16 protein-coding genes are annotated in these 22,925 nt (G+C 46.2%); 2 read left to right on the top strand and 14 right to left on the bottom strand.

Annotation, left to right across the window (positions count from 1 at the left end):
- Positions 1-453: 453 nt before the first annotated feature.
- The 11 genes from QUD54_RS11275 to QUD54_RS11225 all read right to left on the bottom strand — a co-directional run bounded on the left by QUD54_RS11275 (position 454) and on the right by QUD54_RS11225 (position 20,224).
- Positions 454-2,505: a DUF262 domain-containing protein gene (locus QUD54_RS11275; RefSeq protein WP_286336829.1), complete on the bottom strand. Its 2,052-nt coding sequence runs from the start codon at positions 2,503-2,505 to the stop codon at positions 454-456.
- A gap of 1 nt (position 2,506) precedes the next feature.
- A complete protein-coding gene (locus tag QUD54_RS11270) occupies positions 2,507-3,979 on the bottom strand; it encodes a DUF262 domain-containing protein (protein WP_286336828.1) in 1,473 nt (490 codons plus the stop codon).
- 143 nt (positions 3,980-4,122) lie between these two features.
- Entirely contained in the window at positions 4,123-5,400 is a 1,278-nt protein-coding gene (locus QUD54_RS11265; RefSeq protein ID WP_286336827.1) for an McrC family protein, read from the bottom strand.
- Positions 5,381-7,687 (bottom strand): AAA family ATPase, encoded by a 2,307-nt coding sequence (locus QUD54_RS11260; RefSeq protein ID WP_286336826.1) that lies wholly within the window; start codon positions 7,685-7,687, stop codon positions 5,381-5,383. The genes QUD54_RS11265 and QUD54_RS11260 overlap by 20 nt, the downstream gene beginning before the upstream one ends.
- Positions 7,688-7,690: 3 nt before the next feature.
- Positions 7,691-8,515, bottom strand: coding sequence for a hypothetical protein (locus QUD54_RS11255; RefSeq protein WP_286336825.1), 825 nt, complete (start codon positions 8,513-8,515; stop codon positions 7,691-7,693).
- Positions 8,512-9,345 carry an SIR2 family NAD-dependent protein deacylase gene (locus tag QUD54_RS11250; RefSeq protein WP_286336824.1) on the bottom strand — a complete coding sequence of 278 codons (834 nt, stop codon included), beginning with the start codon at positions 9,343-9,345 and terminating at the stop codon, positions 8,512-8,514. The genes QUD54_RS11255 and QUD54_RS11250 overlap by 4 nt, the downstream gene beginning before the upstream one ends.
- Before the next feature lie 22 nt (positions 9,346-9,367).
- Positions 9,368-11,470, bottom strand: a complete 2,103-nt coding sequence (locus tag QUD54_RS11245) for an AAA family ATPase (protein WP_286336823.1) — start codon at positions 11,468-11,470, stop codon at positions 9,368-9,370.
- A gap of 80 nt (positions 11,471-11,550) precedes the next feature.
- Positions 11,551-14,649, bottom strand: a complete 3,099-nt coding sequence (locus QUD54_RS11240) for a UvrD-helicase domain-containing protein (RefSeq protein WP_286336822.1) — start codon at positions 14,647-14,649, stop codon at positions 11,551-11,553.
- Positions 14,646-16,964, bottom strand: coding sequence for a PD-(D/E)XK nuclease family protein (locus QUD54_RS11235; RefSeq protein ID WP_286336821.1), 2,319 nt, complete (start codon positions 16,962-16,964; stop codon positions 14,646-14,648). Before QUD54_RS11235 ends, QUD54_RS11240 begins: the two co-directional genes overlap by 4 nt.
- Before the next feature lie 107 nt (positions 16,965-17,071).
- Positions 17,072-19,474 carry a patatin-like phospholipase domain-containing protein gene (locus QUD54_RS11230; RefSeq protein WP_286336820.1) on the bottom strand — a complete coding sequence of 801 codons (2,403 nt, stop codon included), beginning with the start codon at positions 19,472-19,474 and terminating at the stop codon, positions 17,072-17,074.
- Positions 19,475-19,483: 9 nt separating this feature from the next.
- Complete coding sequence (locus QUD54_RS11225) at positions 19,484-20,224, bottom strand: hypothetical protein (RefSeq protein ID WP_286336819.1); 741 nt, start codon at positions 20,222-20,224, stop codon at positions 19,484-19,486.
- A 283-nt stretch (positions 20,225-20,507) separates the two neighbouring features.
- Between QUD54_RS11225 and QUD54_RS11220 the strand changes: the two genes are divergently transcribed.
- The gene (locus tag QUD54_RS11220; protein ID WP_286336818.1) at positions 20,508-21,281 is read left to right on the top strand and encodes a hypothetical protein; all 774 of its coding nucleotides are present in this window, start codon (positions 20,508-20,510) and stop codon (positions 21,279-21,281) included.
- Positions 21,274-21,759, top strand: a complete 486-nt coding sequence (locus QUD54_RS11215) for a hypothetical protein (protein ID WP_286336817.1) — start codon at positions 21,274-21,276, stop codon at positions 21,757-21,759. The genes QUD54_RS11220 and QUD54_RS11215 overlap by 8 nt, the downstream gene beginning before the upstream one ends.
- Before the next feature lie 90 nt (positions 21,760-21,849).
- On the opposite strand, the gene QUD54_RS11210 is transcribed toward QUD54_RS11215, so the two are convergent.
- The 3 genes from QUD54_RS11210 to QUD54_RS11200 form a co-directional block, all read right to left on the bottom strand.
- Positions 21,850-22,260, bottom strand: coding sequence for a hypothetical protein (locus QUD54_RS11210; protein ID WP_286336816.1), 411 nt, complete (start codon positions 22,258-22,260; stop codon positions 21,850-21,852).
- A gap of 2 nt (positions 22,261-22,262) precedes the next feature.
- A complete protein-coding gene (locus tag QUD54_RS11205; RefSeq protein ID WP_286336815.1) occupies positions 22,263-22,517 on the bottom strand; it encodes a hypothetical protein in 255 nt (84 codons plus the stop codon).
- A gap of 136 nt (positions 22,518-22,653) precedes the next feature.
- Entirely contained in the window at positions 22,654-22,836 is a 183-nt protein-coding gene (locus tag QUD54_RS11200; RefSeq protein WP_286336814.1) for a hypothetical protein, read from the bottom strand.
- Positions 22,837-22,925 lie beyond the last annotated feature (89 nt).

Here is a 22,925-nt window from a genome sequence, read left to right as displayed (position 1 = left end):
TTACGACTATCGAAAAATCCTAACGTCCTTTTGCGGTTAATCCCAGTTGATGATCCGAAAATATATTTCCTGGTTCGTTATCAACAACTACATCAAGATTTAAAAAGGGGCTTGAATTTTAACTATCTTTGAAATTGACGATACAGATAGCTATGTATGTGGGCTATCTCACTGGAGCATGGCGCGCATTTGAAAAGCAAAATCCGGGTATTTTGTAGCGGAAAAACCTTAAGGTTATCAGCTATCACCTGCCCCCTTTAAACGCAGTCGTTTCAGCCCTTCGGCAAGTAGATCTGCCTAGTCCGCCAGCCCCAACGCCACCTTTTTTCTTCATAGACGTTCCGGATCCGCTCCAGCTCTTCGCGCTTTTTCCCTGGGTAGCCGAAATCTTCCACCCTACGGCGGTTCTTTTTCATCGCCACGATAGGGGGAAGAGCGCGTCGAGGGTCAGTTTCAGGCGGGACATGATCTATCTCCGTTTACCCCTAATGATTTGCATAAAATTCCCACCATCTCTTTATGATGCTCACGGCAATGGTCGATCGTCATCTCTTGAGAATTTCGAATACGGCTGTAAAAATCGATCATTTTTAAACTTTCTATCGTTCCCCTGTTGAGCTGTCGCTGGATGGTATATTTTTTATTAACTTCATCGTCAAGCAACGAGCTGTTCAGGTGGTGCGTCACCAAAGCCAAATTTCCGAAGCAGTCTATACTACGCTTAGCTTTACAGCCATTGCATCGCTCTCCCCAATCATTCGCTTTACTTTGCGGCTTCATGTGTTCGATTGAATTAAGCCTGGATAAGCGAAAATTCTTTTTGATTTCTTCATATTTAAACTTCTCCTCTTCACTAAAAGGATGCTCGTACTCGCCTTTTTCAAACTTAGATTCCAAGAGTTCCTGCTCCCAGAGAAGATAATCGAGTTTATAAAACCAATAATGGGGCGTAGAAGTACCTCTATTAAGCACTTCATCTAAATTCCACGGTTTTGCATCTTCACCATCCGTTGTTGCAGGAGGACCATTATATGAATAGAACATCTTTTTCAAATCTCCCTTTCGCAACCTCGTCAAAGCTGCCTTTTTGTCAAGCGATTTCAAAAACTCCAAATATCGATCATAAAATTTTTCGCTCAGAACATCATTTTCCAAACTTTTGATCCATTTCAATACCGTATAAATCCAGTCTTGCGCGAAAAAATCTGTCGTGAAATTGAATAGCAGTTGCATATTCATAATGGCCCGAGATATCTTCAGATCCTTTTCAGCTGCTTTTCTATCGATACCCAATCCTTTGTTTGCCGTCTCTAAAACCGCGAAAAAAGGTTCATCACCATCCATTTGTCGTTTTACGACAAAATAGTCGTACAGTATCCGATAGGCCAGCAAGTCGTTCATAAAAGCCTTTTTCTCTTTTTTCTCAGCAGACTTGAATCTTTCAAACTGCTCGAGTAGCTTGGCGTCGTTAATTTCAATACTCTCCTTTTCTTCGGAGTAAAGTTTCAAAACATGAAGAAGAAAATATTCAAACTTCAGAAAAGATCTGTACCTTTCAACCCCCTCGTACGATTCTTCCGAAGAGCTCAAAACGTCTTTCTTTGATAAAATATTCTCAATGGAAAGCTTGGCTGTATTTGTATTATCTCCGCCATTTTCTTTTTGAAACAACTTTTCTGCTCTTTCATAAGTTGGTTCAAACGCAAGGTCAATCAGACCCTTCCTGATTTTCTCCATGCTCTCCGTCTGCTTCATATTCCCAGAAGTTTTGTCATATGCCCTTTTAATATAACGGTAGATAAACTCTTCCACATAGCTATCCATACGAGAGCAATAGTCCCATATTCTGGCATAAATACCCCTCTCTTTTTCCTCAAGCCCATCCAGTATATTGGCTTTGATGATCTGATGTTTTTCCAGCTGCTTCCCCCGGCTGTTCATCACTTCGAAATATTTGGCGATGTCGACCTCTTCGCGATCGAGAATAGTTAAGGCGAACTTCACCTTCTCAAGCAAAGTTCCAAGCTCAACCCTGTTTTCCGAGATATAACTCTCGATCGCTTCTATGTTAGCTTTAAAAACACCATCCGCCTTGCTTTTTTGGGTAAGTTCCTCAACATGTCGTGCATCAAACCTTCTTCCAATCTCCTGCAAGAAAGCGTTATCTCCCTCTCTTACTTCGTAACTCAATTCAAAGGTCTTCTTATTTGCCATGACTGCGACAAGGTAGAGTGTCGTCAAACGCTGCTGACCGTCGATAATGTCATATACGCCATCATCCCTCTTTTCCACCACAATATTTCCAATGAAATACGGATTGTCACTTTCCCATGATACCAAGTCGCTGAGTAGCTGAATTACCTCTTCACTTTTCCATGCATACCGCCGTTGATATACGGGAATTGTAAAAACAACTTCCCGATTTTTCTCACCTTTTAGCTTTTCTATTTCCTTCCAACATATTGTTTCGATGTTAATTTGAAACTTCTTACTTTGCTCAGTCACGTCATACCCCCCAAATCTCGCGTTCCATCTGTTTCAAAAATGCCCCATCAATCGATTCCCTCGACGATGCATCGTAAAAGTCGTTCTTTGTTTTGGAGTCCGAATCTTTTTTCCATTTTTTCGGGTCGCAATAAAAAATAAGATAGTTTCTCAAATCGCCTACGACATGTTCAGACGCATATTTCAACGAAATGACTTTAAAAGGGTCCCACTGCTTTGTCTCCTCTCCTCCATCCATATCGTTCCACTCGAATTTGACCACCCCTTGCTTGTAAAGTTTCCCTTTGTTGAAACGATAATAGGACAATGTCAAAAAGAACAAAGCAGCAAATTCCTGAAAATCTCTTTTTCCGAACTTATCGTAAAAATAGAGCAAAGAAGCACGGTAAACCTTTCGCAAGTAATGATTTCCCGCTCCCGGCACGTCATCAAGCAAGCGAAACCAAGGATCATCCCTTAGTTTTTTCAACTGTTTGGAGTACTTGAACGCATACAGGAAAAAATACAACCCTCCACGAATAGACTGTGTGACCTCGAAAGGAAGATACTTTCTTCCCTCATTGAGCATGTACGGCCCTGCAAAGGGCGCGATTTTTGGCATGTAGCTCACGACATCCCTTTGCACATCGTATTCATAGCGTTCGAACAGTGGAGGTTGGTTGTAATTATTGAGCAAGTCACCTCCCCCTTCTGAACGAAACTCTCGATAGACATCCATCCACGTAAGATCCTCCTCTACAAGCTCTCCACGAACCGATCTTCTCGCCAAAGCCAGCAACTGTTCGAACAAAAACTCCAAAAAATCATCGCCAAGATACTTGACCTCTTTTGGATCTTCTACCTTCTCATCGTGTTCCCAATTTTTCACAATGCCCTTTATCGTTTCTTCTTCGTTTTCATCCATCATGGTTCTTAGATGATGCACTTTCAGAAGATCCTTGCGCGCCAGAGGTTTTCCTCGTGTATTTTGGGAATCGAAATAGAAAAACGCTTCATCCAAAGTATCGGCATAGGTGCATGTCACACAGACTCTATTTTTAAAAAACTCCTGGAACTTTTTTTTGCTGACATCCGATTTCTCCAAACGGTTTTTTATTAGATGGTGGTTGCGTCTGATCTTTTCCGTGGAGAGAGGCGTAAAATGGCTTTGGGTCAAGAATTTTGCTTTGAATTCTCCAGTCAAGGCGTACTCTATCAGAGCAAATGTCGTGATACGCTGCTGACCATCCACAATCTCCAAAGACTCCTCCTTCGGGCTTTCTTTTTCGCTTTTTTGCAATATCAGGTTACCGACAAGGTAGATTTTTTTCTCTTCTTTCCACGCCTCGATCAGGTCTTCCACAAGTTGCGTTACCTGTTCATCCTCCCAGCTATAAGGCCGCTGGTAGGATGGTATGGTCAAGTTCTTATTTAAAAGCAATTCAATGTTAGACACCTCTGTATTCTTTATTCTATCTTCAAGACAATAGGTCATCACTTCACCTTTCCTCAATTTGTTGTTCAAATCCATTCTGAAGCTGCTTAACGGATTGAAAAGTCATAAATCAAACTTTTCGATTCCAATTCACTTGGAGAAATTGAAATCCAAACTCCATCCCCTTATCATTAAGAACATTGTCAAAGTATTTCATCGCCATCGCAAAGTCTGTTTTCTTTTACGTCGAAAAAACGGACCGACAACGGCAAATCGTCTTGAAAAAAATATCTCATCTCCTCTACTTTTGTGTGGCTTTTGGGGTAGATTAAAAGGAGTTCTTTGCACCCCTCATATTTTTTTCCGTAGGCAAAAAGCTGGTACATATCGCCCTGCGATACCCCCTGATTTTTGTTCTCTTCATCGAGCAGTTTCCATTTGGTATCGGCGACAATGTCGCCCCCATCGATAACGATATCGGGTTTCAGACGAAATTTTCCATCTTTTTCTCTTCCCTTCTTCTCCAGATAGACCAGGTGGTGGATACCGTGCTGCAAGACTATCTTCCTGTCTGTATATTCTTTCGCCACTTTAAACCACGCTCCCACATAACTCTCAAAGAGCCTGTTCATATCGAAAAGCAGCGCAAAGGCGACATCCCTTCCGCGATAGGGGCCGAAACTCTGCCCGAGCAGAAAGATGCGGCACCACGCCAGCACTTGCTCGTAGTGGGCCATCTGCCGGTCGAGTTTCACCTTTTTAAAATCGCTGCGGTGGTCGTGGCTCGTGCCAATATCGTCGAAAACGAAAAGAAACTCCCGAATCCTCTGCTGATTGACGCTCGATCGGGAGCGTTTGTAGAGTGTTTGCAGGGTCGTTTTGATGAGCCGGTTTTCGACCCTGTCGCTCAAAAACTCATCGTACGCGACATAAAAGCGCTCTTTGTGGATAAAGTTGCGTTTGAGGTGTTCGCCGATTTTGAGTTTGCCTTTGAGGTATTTGAGATTCTCTTCGCGGCTGATGTAGTCGCTTTTGATGCCCCGGCGCACCAGATCGGCCACCGCTTCGAGAAACATCGAGACAAAGATCTCAAAAAGCGGCAGGCGCGTCGCTTTGAGCCGGGCTTTGTCCAGATGCCGGAACGGCGATTTTTTCAGCGTGCGCAGCATGCGCAAAAGGATCTCCCTGGCTCCCTCGATATCGTTTTCCAGATCGGCGATCTTGGGGAGAATCTCGATCGTCGTGCCGTCGTGAAACTGGACCAGCCCCACATAGTTTTTCGCCCGCAGCGCCTTTTTGCCATGGACTTTAGCGGGCTGGAAAAAGTGCTGGGCGTCTGCGTTGGCGAAATAGAAATTTTCGAGGGCTTCAAAAAGTTTGGGCGGCAGGGCGATGTTGCCGTTCTCCTCTTTTTTTGGCTCTTTTACGTCACTTCTGTAGATCGCCTTGTACTCGACGAGATTAAGGTTGCTTGGTTTCATTGTCTGATGTTTGACCGGTTTTTCTGGCTCTTTCGGGATCGTAGATGCCGATATAACTTTCCGATTTCTTGAAAGCCTTCTCATTGAGCGTATAGATCTTCTTCTCTTCGTTAATCATCCCATCAAAACCCTCGCTCTCGATGTTGCCAAACAGATCCTTCGCATTTTTCTCTTTTGAAACCTGAATGAACCGAAAATCCTCATCTTTCTGATTATCGCCCAGCATCAGCCTTATCTTCTCCCAGTCGTCGTAGAAATACTCCTGCAACAGCGGGATAATTCGGTTTTTGAAAACTTGCCCGAGTTCATCGAACCGTTTTTCATCCCGTACTTTTTCCAATCCCATGAAATAGGCATGGCCGATGGTATGGTCCCGGTCGTACAGGTATTCGATCCGGTCGTTGATCGTTTTCAACATCTCTTTCAGATCGATCATTTCTCTATCTTTATCTTTTGCAACTTCTATCTTGCCGAGAAGTTCTGGATAGGGCATCATCTCCTCAAAAACGAACCGGCGCCGCAGCGCCGTATCCATCAATGCAATGCTTCTGTCCGCCGTGTTCATCGTCCCGATGATGTAAAGGTTCGAAGGCACCCCGAACGGTTCACTGTGATCACCGCTGTACGGCAAGGCTACCTTCATCGCTTCGTCGGCGCCGAGCCGTTTGTCCTCTTCAATCAGTGTAATAAGTTCACCGAAGATTTTGGATATGTTACCGCGGTTGATTTCGTCGATGATGAGGACATAGTTTTTTTCAGCATTAAATAACTTTTTAATGTCAATAGTGTTATTTTTAATTAAAGTCCCTCTGCCTAACCGTTGCTTACCTTCGTATAGCAAATCATCAACTTTTAAATCGATATTTTTTGCCAACCATTCAACTTCTCTGAATTGTTCATAACCTTTCATAAAATCTGGACAATTATTGGATAACACATTATATGTATGTTTAACTTTTGCAATTCCAGTGATTGTTTTTAAATCATCACCGGCAATCAGCACAATATCGTTCTCTTTCAGTTCATTGATAAATCTTGAAGTTTTATTTGCATCTTCTTCTTTACAATTTTTATTAATTTTTTTCATTTCTTCTAAAATTTCAGAACTATTTTTACCTTCAAACTTGATATTTGAAACACAAAAACCCAAAGCTATTATGTTATTTTCAAAACAGTATTCTCTAATCTGTTTTGCTTTTTCCGTTCCAGCTTCACCTAATGACATTTTCCAAACAGTTTGGTTAGGATCATCAAGTTCAATATTCTGTTCTATTTCAGCTTTCAAAGATGCTTTTTTGCAAAGTTTCTTAAAAATTCCATCTTCAACTTTATATTCAATCTGTTTATTCACAGTTTTAGCTTTTAATCCTTCTATGAATTCTTCATATCCATAACTTTGATGGAACGTTACAAACTTTATTTGACCTTGTGCTTTATAGTATTCAAAAACTTTTTTATATTTTTCTCTTTTATTTTTAAGACGTTTAATTTCACTATCTATATTTTGATCTTCGTCTATGTACTTATCCAATCCTTCTTTATCACAATCACAATTGTAAATAATCTCTAAAGCTTTATTAATCGTATGATACGTTTTACCAGTGCCTGGAGGTCCATAGAAAATTATATTTTTTAATGGATAAGACTTATTGGAAGGCTCTTCGATCATGTTTTTTATTCCTTCTTTTTCAGGTTCAATCAATCCAAATAAATATTGAATGATGACAGGTTCATATGATGTATAAGTGTAAGCTTCATTCTCATATAAAACTCTCATTAATTTTTCTTTGGAAACAGACATATCGGTTTCGCCGTTCAATGCAGACACATAAAAAGATTTGTTTGAATTTGCTTTGAGTTTAAATTTTGCCCCTGTTACTGTCTTTAAAATTATAGGACCAGAGATTAGACTTTGAATTATTGTGTCATATTTTTTTTCAAGTTCCTCTTTCGACATTGGATATTTTTTTTCCAAAAAATCCCGATATTTTTTCAGTGCAGCTGTGAAGCCAGAATAAAGATCTGTTTTATTTTTATACTTATCGTTTTGATTTCTAATCTTTTCAAATTCCTCTTTTAAAAAATTGGCATCATTCTGTTTATGTTTAAGAAAATCATCAAGAACTTCTTCCACATTTCGATTGCTGTATCGTTCAGTTTGCAATAGAACATTCAAACCATCCCGAAGATAAGACTTATAGTGTGATATTGATGTTGTGGGAATAGCTACATTTTTACAATACCGATCAAAGCCATCAAAATCCAATTCTTTTTCTCTTGTGTTCAAATTTCATCCTTCATTTAATTTGCTTAAATTCTCATGCACATATTCAATAAATTTTTCTCTTTGTCTGCCGATGCTAATTTCATCTTCATAAAAATTGCCACTTCCAATCAACCAAAACACTTTATCTACATGGTAAGCAGTTTTGTCGACATGCTTTGCCACTCGAGCAATATCTTTCAAAACTTTATAATCATCTTGTGTAGTCGATAAGCCTGTTTCAACAAAAATCTTTTTAATATGGATATCCGGTTTTCCGAAGTCCAAATATCCAATCTCTTTCAAAAAATCACATGCCAATGCAAAGCCAAGACCGTATATTTCTTTTGACAAAATAAGCGGCAAAGCAGCTCTCGATCTTTCGTCACTATCAAAAAAATCCACCCATTTTTTGAAATCATCCAAATCTTTAAATTGCAAAAGAAAATCTTTAGCGGAAAAAAGAGATCTTGCATATCTATTCCAGAGAGATTTGGAATTCCTTTTATGTTCTTCCACATTCATTTTTGATTTGGGATTTAAGTTCATAAAAATAGCATCAAGCAATTCATCGCTGTTTTTATACTGATCAAGTGAATGGAGTGAAGGCAAAAACTGCTTAAGTTTCTCTATACCATCAGAGCGGTCTATTGATTTTCCAATAACATTCGCTTTCATATTCGCATTTTGCAAGGAATCGAGTAGCCTGTGAAAAACATCATTGATATTCTTGACTTCAACATCGGAAGAATTTAAATACTTCTCCAATCTCTCTTCATTGACTTGATCAAATTCCAATAGAAACCTGTATGCCAGTTCATAAACTCTTCTATCCCGCTCTTCCTGTCTCATTTATTGCCTTTCAATCTCATCAGTCCTTCCAACCCGCCCATCCGAAGCCCGACACCGTTCTCGTCATCCACTTCATTTTCTACAGGATTGATACGGATCAGCGTCGCTTTCATGTAGTTTTTGGCCAAGGCATTGCCGAAACTTCTAATCGTCGCGATTTTCGTTCCCGCTCCGATCTCGATGATGACCAGTTTTTTCGAATTTTTCAAAACATTTTTAAACCATACATTGTAACGCATCTCCTGCCTATTGGTACGCCTGCTTTTCCAGTACCAGTCGCCGAACATCAGGATATTCGGCCGGGCCACGCCACCGCAGTCGGGGCAAAGGGGGATATTCAGCGCTTCGAACCGTGTCATGTCGACCTCTACGTCAATACCCTCGGCCGGCCAGATACGCCCCCGGCAGTTTCGGGCACACTGCAGATGGTGGATCGAACCATGAATCTCCACAATCTTCTTTTCGTCGAACCCGGCTTTTTGGAACTGCCCATCGACATTGGAGGTATAGATGAAATAATCACCCTCTTTCCGGTTGACCAGGTCGAGCAGTATTTCAAACCCCTCGTGGGGCGTCGTATCTCTGTAAAGATGCAGACGATGGCCGTAGAACGCCCATGCAAACTGCGAGTCGGTCTCGAACCAGTGGGGAGATGCCATTTCGGAAAAACTCAATCCCAGTTTTCTGACAGGCGGATACGCTTTCCAGAACCCCTCTTTGCCCCTGAAGTCCGGCAATCCGCTGTCTACGCCCATGCCCGCACCGGCCGTTATCAGTACGGCATCGGCCTCCTTTACGATCTCTCTGGCTCTTGCTATATCATCGTACATATCATACTCCTGTTTTCTTTTTTCATACCAAAAACCCCATCGTGCCGCTTTGTGCTTCTTCTTTCACCGCGCACTCCTCCGCCAACCGTTCGACAAAATCCCAAGCCGTTTCGATGGGGCGGAACCGGTGCTGCCGCATGACGGCGGCGAAATCGCCGGGCGTGAGGTTCTTCAGGCTTTTGACCGAAACGATGCTTTCGTTCGTATCGGCTTTCAGGCCAATCTGTAAACAGGTACGCTGGAACATCGCCGCTGCCTGGGTAGGGCGCAGGTAGCCGAAACGCAGCTTCAGATCGAAGCGTCTGAGCGATGCCTGGTCGAGATTTCCCATCAGGTTGGTGGTGGCGATGAAAACCCCCTCGAAACTTTCCATCTGTGTCAACAGTTCGTTGACCTGTGTGATTTCCCAGCTTCGCTGCGCCTCTCTTCTGTCCTGCAAAAAGCCGTCGACCTCGTCGAAGAGCAGCACGGCATTTTCGCGTTCGGCCTCTTCGAACGCGGCGGCAATGTTTTTCTCGGTGCCACCGACAAACATGCTGAGCAGATCGCTCCCTTTTTTGACCAGAAGCGGTGCGTCGAGCCGTTTGGCGATCCACCTGCCGAATGCGCTCTTTCCCGTACCGGGAGGGCCGTAGAGGCATAGTCTGGCGTTTTGGTGCCGGAGTATGCCTTCCGCGATGGCGCTCAGCTCCTCTTTCGTATTGACGAGCGTGGGGTCATAGTCGTTTTCATTGAAACTTCCGGGTTTGCCAAGCGCGTTGAAACCTTGCGCTTTGAGCGTGGCGGAGATGAGCATCGTCGCACTCTTTTGCGCCGTTTCACGGTCGAAACCGACACGTTCGACCACTTTGGCGGCACGTGTGAGGATGGCTGGGGCGACGTGAGGGTGTTCGGCGATGGTTTCGACGACACCCGGTTCGAGTCTGTCGCCAAAATTGGCCCGAACAATCTCCGCACGTTTCGATTTCGGAGGAATGGGCATTTCGACAATCATATCGAAACGGCGAATCGTGGCATTGTCGATGGAACCGACACTGTTCGTGATCCAGAGGGTGGGCACCATGGATCTCTCCAGCATCCGGTTCATCCACCCTTTGTTTTCCTGTCTCGGTTTTTTGCCGAACAGAAAAAAAGGGAGCTCCTCTTCGGATATATCCTCCATCTCGTCGAACATGAGCAGCACCGGCTTTTTGCCGAAGAGATACTGCGCACTTTTAAAGGCGTTGATGCGCTGCCGTCCGCTGATCGGCTCGTCATCGTCGTCGGCGTAACTCACTTCGAACAGCTGCAGCGACAGTTCATGGGCGATCGCTTTGGCGAGTTCCGTCTTTCCGGTACCCGGAGGGCCGTAGAGAAGAATATTGGTACCCCGCAACCGGTTGCGAACGGCATGGCGGAGGTAGGGCAGAATGGTATCGATCTCTTTTTGCATGTAGCTGTAATCGCTCAGATGCAACGTGCCGGGCTCGCAAAGACGCACCGCCTCTTTGAAAAGTTCGTAAATGTCGCCGCCTTCGTAGTTCATCATCATGTCGGCGAAACTTGTGGAAAGCAGGTCGAGCTTGCCTTTTAAATTTCTGGCCCCGTTACGATCGATCGTCACGAGTCCCGAACGGTGCAAGATGGCTTTTGGGGAAAAAGCCTCCCTGATCCGGCCCAAAGGATGGCCGAGAATCGTGGCCAGTACCCTCACGAGGCGGGAGCTGTTCATCGTATCGAGCAGGTCCTCGAGATCTTCGAGATCCTGGGAATCGTGCAGCAAGACGGAAAATTTGAGAATATCCGCTTCGATATCGTTCAGTTCGATGATCTCCCTGATCTTTTCGACATTACGTTCGAGAATCTTTGGATAAAAGATATGCGGACCCTTTTTCACGATCTCGTCGCAGCGCTGTTTCACAGCGACGATGACGCCATCCCTGTCGTCGTAGCATCGATCTTCGAGGTGGCTCAGGCCAAGAAGTTGCGCAACGGAATCTTTCGCGAAACCGTTGTTGTAGACCAGTCTGGATGCCAGATTGAAGCTTTTGATGATATGGCATACGATAAGCCGGACACGGGTGAGTTCTTCACTGTCGTGCTCGAGAGGGAAAGCATGGGCACTTTTGCGTCGGCGTCTTCTCACGGGCTTCTCCTTTTTCGGGATAAGGAGATTATGCCCCATAGTCATGACAACAGTGTGTCATGTGTCCATCATTCAACCTTTCAAATATAGACTATTTCCGACCTGACTGACTGGAAACCCTTCTCTTTCAATACCTGCACATACTTTTCAAGCTGCGCCGAATGGTCCCGGACATGTCCGGTTTTGAAATCGACGACGACCCACTCTTGTCCCTTTTCGTCGTAATAAAGGAGATCGATGCTGCCACGTACGGTTTCGGTTTCGATCGGGAACTCGAAATACTTCTCTTTGGCCCCGCATATCGTCGTGTAGATCGGGCTGTGCTTGAACGCCTCGATATGCGTTTCGATCTTTTCGATCGTTCCGGGATCGTCGATGGCGTATTCATCCAGCACTTTCCCGATCTGTGTTTCATGAAGCGTTTCGTGATAGAGCTCGATGATACGGTGAACGATGGTTCCGATGAGCGCCTGTTCGCTATCGTAGGTTTCATCGCTTTTAGAGGGTGTCGTATACTCTTTTTCCTCAAACGGCAACGCCTTCAAAGGCCGGGCACACTCGAACGTTCTCGTTATCGGCTTCTCTTTCGGCTTTTCGGATGTATCGTCCCACCATACCTTGACCCGGCACTCCGGCAATTCCAGTGTTTCGGGCATATCGGCAAAGCTCTCCACCCTCAGAGCCTGCGCGAGCATCTCGGCATATGAACTCTTTTCAAAAGGTTCGATGCCCGAAATAACCAGATCGTGTTCGGCACGGGTCAAAGCGACATACAAAAGTCGCTTTTTCTCTTCCATATGTTTGAGCCGATCGATATGCGAAAGCAATCGATACGAAAGCGGCGAATAATCGCCGAGTTTGAAACCCATCAATGTATGCTCCCTGCCTTCCGCATCCTTGAAACGGTTCTGTTTGATCCCTTCCGTATCGGTCTGTCGCGTCAGGCGCTTGGCGGTGTCGGCCAGTATCACCATCGGATAGGCCAGCCCTTTGGTGGAGTGAATGGAGCAAAGCTCGACACTCTCCAAACCCTCCGCACGAAAGAATGCCTCCTCTTTTTCCACATCGCTGAAAAAGATGTTTTCGCGCATCATCTCCACAAAGCGGCGCAGATCGTACCCGTACTCCGATTCGAAAAGAACCGCCTCGTGGATCAGGCTCTCGATGTTGGCCACCGCCTGCTCGAACCCTTCACCTCGAACCGCGTAAGCCAGGTAAGCACCGCTGTCGATGAAAAGACGGCGGATGCGTTCATGAAGGGAGAGCGGCATCGTTTCGTTCCATCGTCCAATCGCCTCGTAATCCTCCTTTTCAATCGCCTCGTATAGTTTGGCATCGTCTTGATGGACAATGTCGCTTTTCAGCGCCCCAGCGAAGACATAGCGGTCGAAATCGTCAAAATCGCTCTTTTGCGAAAGGATCTGCAGCGCATGCAGGACGAAGTAGATATCGCGAATCTCCGGTTTCTGCCAAAAGTTCTCGCCGGCGCTGACCTTGCATGCAACGCCGTAGCGATCCAGCGCTTTTTTGAGCTCGGGCATCTTCCCCCTGGCGTCGTAGAGAACGGCGATCGCGGGTTTTCGCACATCCATCAGCTTTTTAATGTGCCGATGATGCTTTCCATCCCGAATTTCCACAATGAAACGGGCGATGGTTTCGGCCTCTTTTTCAGCCGCACTTGTCTCATCCTCTTTCTCTGGCTTCTTCGTCAAAAGCAAGGTGACACTCCCCTGCTCTTCACTATGAGCGTCAAGCACCTGATGTTCAGCATAGAAGTCGGTGCGGACAGGCATATTTTTTGGAGGAGAGAAGATATGGAAGAAGAGCTCGTTGATAAAGGAGAGCACCGCTTTGTCGCTGCGATAATTGACGTTCATCGGCACAACCCTGCCTTTGAAGCGTTCCTCCAGTGCATTCTTGAAAACCTCGATCTCACCACCCTGGAAAGAGTAGATCGACTGCTTTTCGTCCCCGACGACAAAGAGATTGCTCTTTTGGGCGATGCGTCGCACGATGGACCACTGCAGAGCATTGGTATCCTGAAACTCATCCACCATCACGTAACGAAAGCCTGGATCGACCTTCCGAAGTACTTCGTCAGCTTTTTCGATGATAAGATCGAAGTCAACCTGCCCGTCTGCGGCAAGTTTTTCGTCATACCCGTTTTTTATGGCGTCAAGAAGCGTTTTGAACGTTTCGATCAGACCGGCGAACCGCTTCTCTTTCTCCCAATCGATGCGAAAGAGGTCCACCAATCCACTGTAACGATCACGAAGCGTGCGGAGATTTGGATATTTCTCTTTGATCTCCTTTTTTCGATAGTCGAACTTTACACCAACCCGTTCCTCTATGTCCAAAAAGGGGAACGCTTCAAACCGTGCGAAACTCTCCACCCACTTTCCAAGCGATGCAGCATCCAGGCCGTTTTCGGAAAATTCCTCCATCGCCGCCGCCAGCGTCCCATCCTCTTCGGGCAGATTGAAGTCTTTAAGCAGTGAAGCGATGCCATTCGAATCGATTCTGAAATGCCGCATATTCTTTCGAAACCGCTGATCGAAAACATAGCGCCGGATAATCTCCCGGGATTTGAACAAAGAGACGTGACGGCTGATCTCGAGTACCGATTTTTTATGGGCGTCATCGTTGATCGTCTCATAAAAGGCCTCTTCGAATTTCGCTTCACGCTCATCTTCGGGCACGACGGTCAGCGTCCCGTCGATTCCGACATAATCGCCGTAGCGTTTCAGTACACGAAGACAAAATCCATGAAACGTAGTCACGATGGCCTCGTCCATGCGTTCGAGCGCCTGTTGGAGACGACTCCGTACATACTCTCTTAGCGGTCCATTCAGGCTTTCGAAGGCTCGGGAAACGGAGTCGTAGTCGCCGTCTTTTCGATCCAGAGAATCGAAATGGAGCACCTTCGCCATCAGCGCGAATATGCGCTCTTTCATCTCCAGTGCCGCCGCTTCGGTGTAGGTGATGGTTACGATCTCGTGAAGATCGGCCGCTCTCTTTTCATGCCCTTCGACATATTGCTGCTGCCCGTCGGATTCGGTGAAAAAGTCGAACCCCAGCACGGCATTGATATACCGGCGCGAAAGGGTGTAGGTCTTGCCGCTTCCGGCACCGGCACTGATGGCGAAAGTATGCATGATGGTAAATCTGTTTTCTATCATTTTTCCACAACCCTCGCTCTTCGTTTGCAGATCTTTCCGAACTCGCACCAGCCGCACTGCTCCTCATTGCTGTCATCCCAGACGAAAGCCCCGGCTGCAATCCCCTCTTTGACCTCTTCGATACGGGCCTTGAGTGCAGCTTCGTACGTGTCGTCATACAACACGAAATGCTGGTTGCGCATCCGCGGCGGTTTGGGTATGTCATAGTTGGCCAGGGTCGCAAACTCGACCCATGGCTGGCCGTTGTCGGTTTTGAAACTTATGAGCGAGGCTTTGATCTTTTTCTCGGGATAAAGCCGTTTGGCGTAGTAGAGATAGAGCCCTAGCTGTAGATCCTTCAAACCCTCGATCTGCTCGATCTTTTTCGTGTCGATACCCTTCACCCGCTTGCTCTTGTAGTCGTGGATCAACACTTCGTCGTTGACATCGATGCGGTCGATGATGCCTTTGATGAAGGCAGCCTCTTCGCTATCGGTTATATCCAGATTTTTATCGAGAAGGAACCGTTTTTCCATCTCCGAATAGCGGAACTCTGCCAGCTCCTTGCGCATTTTCCTGGTATAGATGAGAAAGTTTTTCAACACTCCGGGATTATCCACCGATTCTCCAAGGCCTCGAACAAGGCCGTCAAAGAAAATGTCGTAATAGATATTGGGCTCGATCTGCTCTTCTTCGAGTATACTTTCGTAAGCCTGTTTGGCAAATTCCTTCATCGCCTCTTCCGCGGCACCATTATCGTCCGGATCGATCTCTCCTCGTTTTACCGCTTTGGCGTAGAGCTCGAAACAAAGATGCATAATGCGTCCCTGTGTCGTCGCTTCCATCGCCTCCTCTTCTTTCATCGGCGGTTGAAGCTGCAGTATGTAACTGTAAAAATAGCGGCGGGGACAGCCAAGGTAGCGGTTGATGCGGCTGGCACTCAGATGCTCCGCTTCGAAACTTCCCACACCCGCTCCGTCGTAGCGGGTCGGTGTATCGTTTTGAACGTCGGACAAAAACGCTTCCGCTTCCGGTAGGCAGATACGGCGGCCGTATCCTATCTGTTCGATATCGCTCAGAACCTTGGGATCGAACGGTTCCAAAAGATCATCGACGATCATCGAACGGGAAAGTTTCATCTTTCCCCGACGGCCTGCATGGACGACATAGAGGTTTTCGGCGATCTCTTTCATCAGCGCATAGTGCGCGCGGCTCGTGGCATAGAGGGAGTTGGTGAAGAGATATCTCCGCTCCTCTTCATTCGTGTAAAAAACACCCTCCTCTTTCTTGGGCGGAAACTGCTCCATGTCGGCCCCTACGAAGATAAGATGGCCAAGATCGTGCAGATCGAAAATCTGGTTGGTCTCCAGCAGCTCGATACCGTTTCGTCCCGCATCTTTGACATAGGCCGCTGCGGCAAGCTTTTCGAATATCGCTTTTTTCTCTGTCGCTATACCTGTTTTTTCAAGCCGTTTCGCAATGATTCGGGCCTGCTCCATCAGCTGTTTTTGCGTTCTTTTCGCCTGACGAAGCAGCGGATGTTCCCCTTTTCCAGCTATCGGCAGCAGTGCTTTAAGAGGCGTTCCACGCCGGCTGTATCCCACTAGCCCAAGTTCCGGCAGGAGCGTTTCAAAGAGGGGAAAGTACGTCTCGACGGAACTTGCAACGATCTTGATATCCTCCGGCGCCACTCCATTTCGTTCGATCAGCTCCCTGGCAGTTTTCAGTGCCATACGCATTTCGTCGAAACGGTCGAATGCCTCGATGCCATAAAGTCGGGCGTTTTTGAGTGTCGGTGGCGAGCTAAAAGTCTGCGACGATTTCGCAAGCTGTTCATAGGCCATCTCCTGCCGCCTGGACTCGAAAAGCCGGATGCCATGGAGAGTGAAGTCGTCCAGCATCAGGCGGGCGGTGTCGACCTCTTCGATATGTTCGAGAAAAAATCCTTCGATATCCCCCATATCCGCCAGACCATGTTCGTCGAGGAAACGATTGTAGCTTTCAAAAAGCCTCTCCAGCTCTTTTTTCTTCTCTTCGGTATAAAAGAAAGCACCGACTCCGGCATCGTTTCGTTTACAGCGAATGAAAAAGGCGGCCATCTGCCGAAGGGTGTCGCTGTCGGGGTTTTGTATGTAGGCAAAATGTTTCGAACCGTTTTGTCTCAGCAAGTGAAAGAGAATATAGGCCGCCTCTTCGGGCACGATGGCACGCTGAAGGCTTCTCTTTTCGAAAAAATCACGAATGAAACGTCCAAGTGTAACACTAAGAAGTGGGCCGCTCTTTTCGGCGGCTTTCGCACGATGGCGGGAGAATGTGATGAAGGTGGGTATCGTCATCGCTATACTTTATTTTTAAATAGTATATTCTATTTTTATTAAAAGGAGAGGTGGTATCAAGCACAAACGACACCCGATGCCTCTTTGAGCGGAAACGACAGAATCCATCAATGCCTGAAGATCGAAGTGAAATCTTCCTGCTCCCTCCCTTTGCACAGTCGTTTCCCTATCTGGTACCCCAGCTCTCTATACGCTTCGAACTGCATTTCATCGAAAAACTGATCGGTGGTTGTCTGGTCCGGAAAATTCGGGTTGGTTCTGCGGTAACTGTAGATATCTTCCGGCAACCCCTCGACGATGGTCGTTTTCACATAGATCAGATCTCCGACTTTTCCGTCATTGTATGTGATGGTGCCGTAGACAAAAGCCGTATCGGATATCTTCTCCTCGCCTAAGGGCCTCAAAGGCTCGGTGTCGATAGTGATTTGCGCCCCGAAATCGACTCTGGCGAGCTCTATCGCCTTCGCGAGATCCCCAAACGTGAAATCCGGGTCTTTACCTGCATCTGAAACAATGATATAGCGGCATTTTCTCCGAATCAACTCATAAACGCCCAGGTTTTCGAAATGGCCCCCATCCGCAAGGTGGATATAGGTTTCGTTTTCGTTCAACCCACTGCCGAACAGCTCTTTGAAAATGGAGATATAGTAACTCCAACCGATCCGTTCCACACCGTCTATTTTTCTGGGGTTCTCTATCCAATAGCCCAGTCTGGCGTTGAGAAGAGACATGACAAACGAAATAGGCTTGGAGCGTGTAGCGTAGGTGTTTGGGTCGACGGCGGCACCCGAGATGGCGAACGCCGTTGCAAGATTCATCCCACCACTGGCGTATCGGTCGGTCGGCCTGTAACCCGTCACGTCGGAACCGCAAAAGAGTGGGGACAAAATAAAATTATCCCCGCCGCGTTCACGCTGTCTGGTTCTTTTGGAGCCGACCATATTGACGTTGGTGTTGATGATGTGATAGGGAGTCTTTGCGGGTTTCATATCTTTCAAATAGAATTTATCGGCTTTTTCGACCTCGACATCGACCACATTCCACGGAAAGTAGGCTTCCATCAACCGGTTTCTGTAAAAACGATGCATACTGACATAATTGATTTTCGTATAAGCGGCGAACAGTGCGGAAATGGGCAACAAAAGAAGCAAGAGCATTCCGATTCCGAAACTCGCCACCGTCCCATCCAGCAGAAATCCGGTACTCACTCCAATGGAAACGGCCAGCAAAATCACTGAAGCGGCACAGGCCGTTTTGATCGAATTTTTGAATATTTTCGGCATGATGAAAATAAGACCGGAAAAAGAGAGCGACACAGACAAGGGAAGCAACAATCCCGTACCCACCGAACTGAGCCAGAAAAGATGATAGGCCCATATGAGAGCGCCGTAAAGCATGAGTCCAACCCCTGCGGACAACAAAAACGACATCGCGCCCTTCGGTTGGCTCTCTTCGGTTTTACTCTTGCTGTAAGCCGTTATAAAAGAAGCGAGCCCTGCGCCGAGCGTGGAGAGAGAAACGGTGTCGATCCAATCTTTCAGATGCATGTTCAAGAAATCGTGCAGCCATGGAATCGAACCTACCGCAAGCATCAAAACGGCGGACATCAAAAAATTTCCCGCTCTTTTTCGCTGTAGCCTCTGTTGGTAAAAATTTGGCCTTTCGTCCCTTACAGTATCCAGAGCGTACAATGCGATTTTGGCAACGTAAACAAGAAGCAGGAGTGCGCCTACATATGCAAAAACATGATATGGCGAAGTGATATACAAGAGATAAACGGCCAGAAGAAAAATCGGAACGAGAATGAGCACGTTGATCAGCACCGATCCCATAAAAGCGCCTATAAGACTCCATAGATTCAGGCCATGCCCCGGATTGAGATAATTGCCGTGATCCCGCAGCCATGAAAGAATTTTACCGCCCATTCCATCGTGGTCTTTTCGTTTCGCCCCGAACGGGTATTCCAGCTCCGGCTTCACATATTTCAGCCAGGTTTGGGATGAACCGATATACCCACCCCCCGAAACGGTCGAGAGATAGTCGACGCTTTTGAATATATCGTATCGCTGGAGTGTTTGCAGCAGCCCAAGGTTGAACGTCGCTGAACGAATCCCTCCGCCGGATAGCGCAAGTCCGAAAGCGTCATGGGAAGGGTCGTCGCGCTCATGGTCGTCTGCGAGTTCCCGTCTCTTTTCGATCCACTCCGATTCCCGATCGAGAATGAATCGGTAATAGACCTTCTTGAAAAGAAGATCGTGAATCTCTTCCAATACATCGTCCATCGTTTCGGGTTTCATCGAGGTTTCGCTTTTCAGCTTTCGTCTCGTTTCATCGAGTATGCGGAACGCGCCGCTCCTGAACGCTTCGGGATCGTTCCAGTGAAAATCATCCAAAAAACCGGTACATATTTCATGTAAACCATCCATTTTCGCGGTTTCGCTATATGACTCGAAAATGACGAACAGCCCATTGCTTATATCTTCTTTCATAAATCTGGTTTCATCTCTCATCTCGATCCTTTAACGAATTTTCTGCCATACGGATGCAACATCGGCATCGTAGAAATAGCGCAGCCCCAACGAATTCGAACTTCTATCGAATATAAACCGCGTAGCGACCTCTCCAAGATCCACCCAATCGGGATCGTTCGACCTGTTGACTTTCAAGAACCACTGCCCTTGCCTTTTGACAAAATATCCCTCGTACATGAAAATCAGCACGTTACCCCACTCATCTACCACCTGATATTTTGCACTGAAAGGATATGAACCGTTCTGTAAATTCCCTATGGCCAATTGGCCGTTGACGGGTATCGTCATGCCGTTTTCGATATACGAAACGAGTTGATACGTACCCAGGAAAGGGGCTTTAACAGGTGTGCTTCTTCTTTCACCATGCTCTTTTATTTCAGGTTTCGGGGCGACACTCTTTGGCTGTGCCCGACTTTTCGGTGTTTCATCTACCTCGGTTTTCTTCAATGGAGAGGGTGTTTCCTCGACTTTCTGCGTTAGGTTGCCGGGTCTGGATTCCACCGAAGGCTCTTTTTTGTTCAATGTCATAGGTGCGACCAGCAGAAAGACTCCAAAAACTATGAGTATGAGCGATGGATTTTTCACATCCATCTTGATACCGAACCCCTCGACATGGTTCTCGTTGTTGGAATATCTTCCGGTTATAAAAAGAATCAAGCCCATCACGATCAACAATATACCGACCAGCATGATAATGATTTCATAATTGTTTTTAAGCAGCTCAAGCATCTTGACTCCTTTTGATTTTCGTACAACAACATATTTTAATCAAATCTTGCTTTTATTTTTTACAATTCAGATAAAATATTAGATAAAAACAGATCGGGTTTCCTATCCATTTCGTTTCACATCTACAAGTCTACAGACAAAAAATTTCATTTCTGTTGCATCGCATCATTTTATGAAGTCGGACTCGAAACATTTTTATCGCACTGCCCTTTTTAAAAAATGAAATCCCGATGCAACTTTCTTTCACTATAATTGGTTATTGAAATCTGTTCAGGAGTCTCTTATGGCAAAAGTGAAATATAGTGCCGGTCTGGCGGAAGAGTATGAAAACCTATACAGGGAGTGTGTCGCGACAAGATCCCGTTTCGACGAAATCGATCGGCTCGTCGACAATATTTTGAATCACAAAAACCGTTATGTAAATGTAGCGACGGAAGTAGGAGCGCCATGGTATTTCATAGCGGCGATTCACACCATGGAGAGCAGCCAGGATTTCACGAAACATCTGCACAACGGTGACCCTCTCACCGATAGAACCAAACACGTACCCGCCGGAAGGCCGAAACAGGGTACGCCGCCATTTACTTGGGAAGAGAGTGCCGTCGATGCGATGAAAATGCGGGGAGTCGACAAAGTTCCACAATGGCCGCTTCCTCGACTCCTCTACGAACTCGAAGGCTACAACGGTTGGGGCTACCGCCTCTATCACCCCCATGTCCTCTCACCCTATCTCTGGTCGTGGTCGAACCACTATACCAGCGGAAAATATATCGCCGACGGCCGATGGTCCGACACCGCCAAATCGAGACAGTGCGGCTCCGCCGTACTGCTTCACCGGATGGAAGAACGCGGAGAGATAGAACTGGCCGAAATAACCGAACCGCTCTTTATCTATAGCGATCACCCCATCCCGGAAGCGGAAAAGCTCCAACGCTTTCTCAACAAATTCCCGGGTATCGCCCTAAGAGTGGATGGATGGCCGGGGAAAAGAACTTCGGATGCAGTCAAGAGACTTTTCGGTTTCTATTTGAAAAACGATCCGAGAAGAGATGATTAGATATCTCTTCTTCATACTCCCGCTGATAGTATTGGCCGGGTGTCAACAACCATCGTTGAAAGCGGAAACCCATGAGGCTCCCTCCTCTTTTGCGATTGTCAAAGGCAACGGCCTGCTGATGGTGAAAACGGGAGAAAAAAGCTGTATGCTTGCGGACGACGCCATCGATTACGAAGTCTACCCCTCTCCCAACGGCGATGCGCTCGCCGTCGAAACGCTGATGATGTCCAACCTGCAAATCGTCAGGCTCTACCGGAAAACGCCCAAGGGATGCTTTCGGCGAATCTCCCCTCCATTTGCCGTCCAACTTTGGAATCGGGTACGCGAAACAACGGGATATTCGATCGAAGATATCGAACATCCCCGTATGAAGTTTCTGAAATGGATCTCCACAAACAAACTCGAAGTGGAAATCATGGGCGAATCCGACCGTGGGAACATCGATCTCAACGTTACATACTCGCTACAACCATTTTGAAAATCGATGTTTAGGCCCAAAATGCAGACACTACCGTCTTCAATACACAGAATGGGGGTTTATGGCCGACTCGTTTCCATAACGAAGGATCTAAGCTCTAAAATGCCAATCTCTATTTTTTCTCTTCTTCTCTATCAAAAGATCCGATTTTGAACGGAGTTTTTTTGGGGTTTTGAACTTTTTGAGACGCTTCATGTAGGGGTCGTTTTCCAACACCGCCTCGTTCGATCTCTTCTCTTTCGAAGCGCTCTTTCTGCCAAATCCAAATTTGAAGATCGACCAAACGACCATACCGCTGAAAAAGAGTACGGCGATCCATTTCATCAGAAGGTATTTGCCGATATTTCCGGTCTCTTTGGATACGACCGAAAATTCCACCATGTCCTGGTACACCGCATCGGCGACATAGATACCGATCAACCCGATGAGAAGAAATATGAGATATCGGATATTCCGTTTGAAAAAGAGGCTCAATGCGGCCCATTTCAAATAGTGGTACATCGTTATATCCAGGAGATCCCAAGGAGCGCCAACAACGCGATGAGCCCTTTGCTTTTGTACTCACCGATCAGCTTATCCTCTTCGTCGGCGATGATGATCTCGATCTCCTCGTCACTCAACGTCTCGATATCCACCCTGCTTTCCACCAGTCTGGCACGCGTCCGAAGGAGAGCTTTTTCTCTAAGGCGCAGATAGAATTTCTCCCGACTCTTTTGCGGAAGACGTTTGATCTTTTCTAGAATAATATTATCTTTCATATCTCTATTTTATCATAGCAATCATAGCATCGCATGAGCGCTCTTTAAAGACTCCAAGTGAAATGAAATATGAAAAACGTGTTATTTTCCGATTCGCTCCGGCATCTTAAAAGCGTTACCCGCACTCCCTTACGCTTTAGCGAGAGCCTATATACATAACTCGCCGTTTTTTTTCTCTCATCTTTTCCAAAGATTCCGGTTTTACGATATCGCTACCATAAAACTGATCGCCGTTTTTCCCTTTTAGACGCCTTTTCACAAACATCTTTTTTGGTTTTACCGTGCCGTTTGCATAGCACTCGTAGCCGTTCAACTCCATTGCCTCCTCCTTTTAGAGACCATTGAATGCGGGTAGCGCCATTGAGGTATACATGTATGAAAAAATAACACAAAGGTATACCACCTTTA

Origin of the sequence: Hydrogenimonas cancrithermarum, assembly GCF_030296055.1 — a bacterium.
Taxonomy (GTDB): Bacteria; Campylobacterota; Campylobacteria; order Campylobacterales; family Hydrogenimonadaceae; genus Hydrogenimonas; species Hydrogenimonas cancrithermarum.
This window is presented reverse-complemented; position numbering and strand designations above follow the sequence as displayed.

Bases quoted from the DNA above. Each gene is read 5' to 3' on its own strand.
- QUD54_RS11270 (WP_286336828.1), bottom strand. From the start codon at position 3,979: ATGACCTATTGTCTTGAAGATAGAATAAAGAATACAGAGGTGTCTAAC.
- QUD54_RS11265 (WP_286336827.1), bottom strand. From the start codon at position 5,400: ATGAAACCAAGCAACCTTAATCTCGTCGAGTACAAGGCGATCTACAGA.
- QUD54_RS11255 (WP_286336825.1), bottom strand. From the start codon at position 8,515: ATGAGACAGGAAGAGCGGGATAGAAGAGTTTATGAACTGGCATACAGG.
- QUD54_RS11250 (WP_286336824.1), bottom strand. From the start codon at position 9,345: ATGTACGATGATATAGCAAGAGCCAGAGAGATCGTAAAGGAGGCCGAT.
- QUD54_RS11240 (WP_286336822.1), bottom strand. From the start codon at position 14,649: ATGATAGAAAACAGATTTACCATCATGCATACTTTCGCCATCAGTGCC.
- QUD54_RS11235 (WP_286336821.1), bottom strand. From the start codon at position 16,964: ATGACGATACCCACCTTCATCACATTCTCCCGCCATCGTGCGAAAGCC.
- QUD54_RS11230 (WP_286336820.1), bottom strand. From the start codon at position 19,474: ATGAGAGATGAAACCAGATTTATGAAAGAAGATATAAGCAATGGGCTG.
- QUD54_RS11225 (WP_286336819.1), bottom strand. From the start codon at position 20,224: ATGCTTGAGCTGCTTAAAAACAATTATGAAATCATTATCATGCTGGTC.
- QUD54_RS11220 (WP_286336818.1), top strand. From the start codon at position 20,508: ATGGCAAAAGTGAAATATAGTGCCGGTCTGGCGGAAGAGTATGAAAAC.
- QUD54_RS11215 (WP_286336817.1), top strand. From the start codon at position 21,274: ATGATTAGATATCTCTTCTTCATACTCCCGCTGATAGTATTGGCCGGG.
- QUD54_RS11210 (WP_286336816.1), bottom strand. From the start codon at position 22,260: ATGTACCACTATTTGAAATGGGCCGCATTGAGCCTCTTTTTCAAACGG.
- QUD54_RS11205 (WP_286336815.1), bottom strand. From the start codon at position 22,517: ATGAAAGATAATATTATTCTAGAAAAGATCAAACGTCTTCCGCAAAAG.
- QUD54_RS11200 (WP_286336814.1), bottom strand. From the start codon at position 22,836: ATGGAGTTGAACGGCTACGAGTGCTATGCAAACGGCACGGTAAAACCA.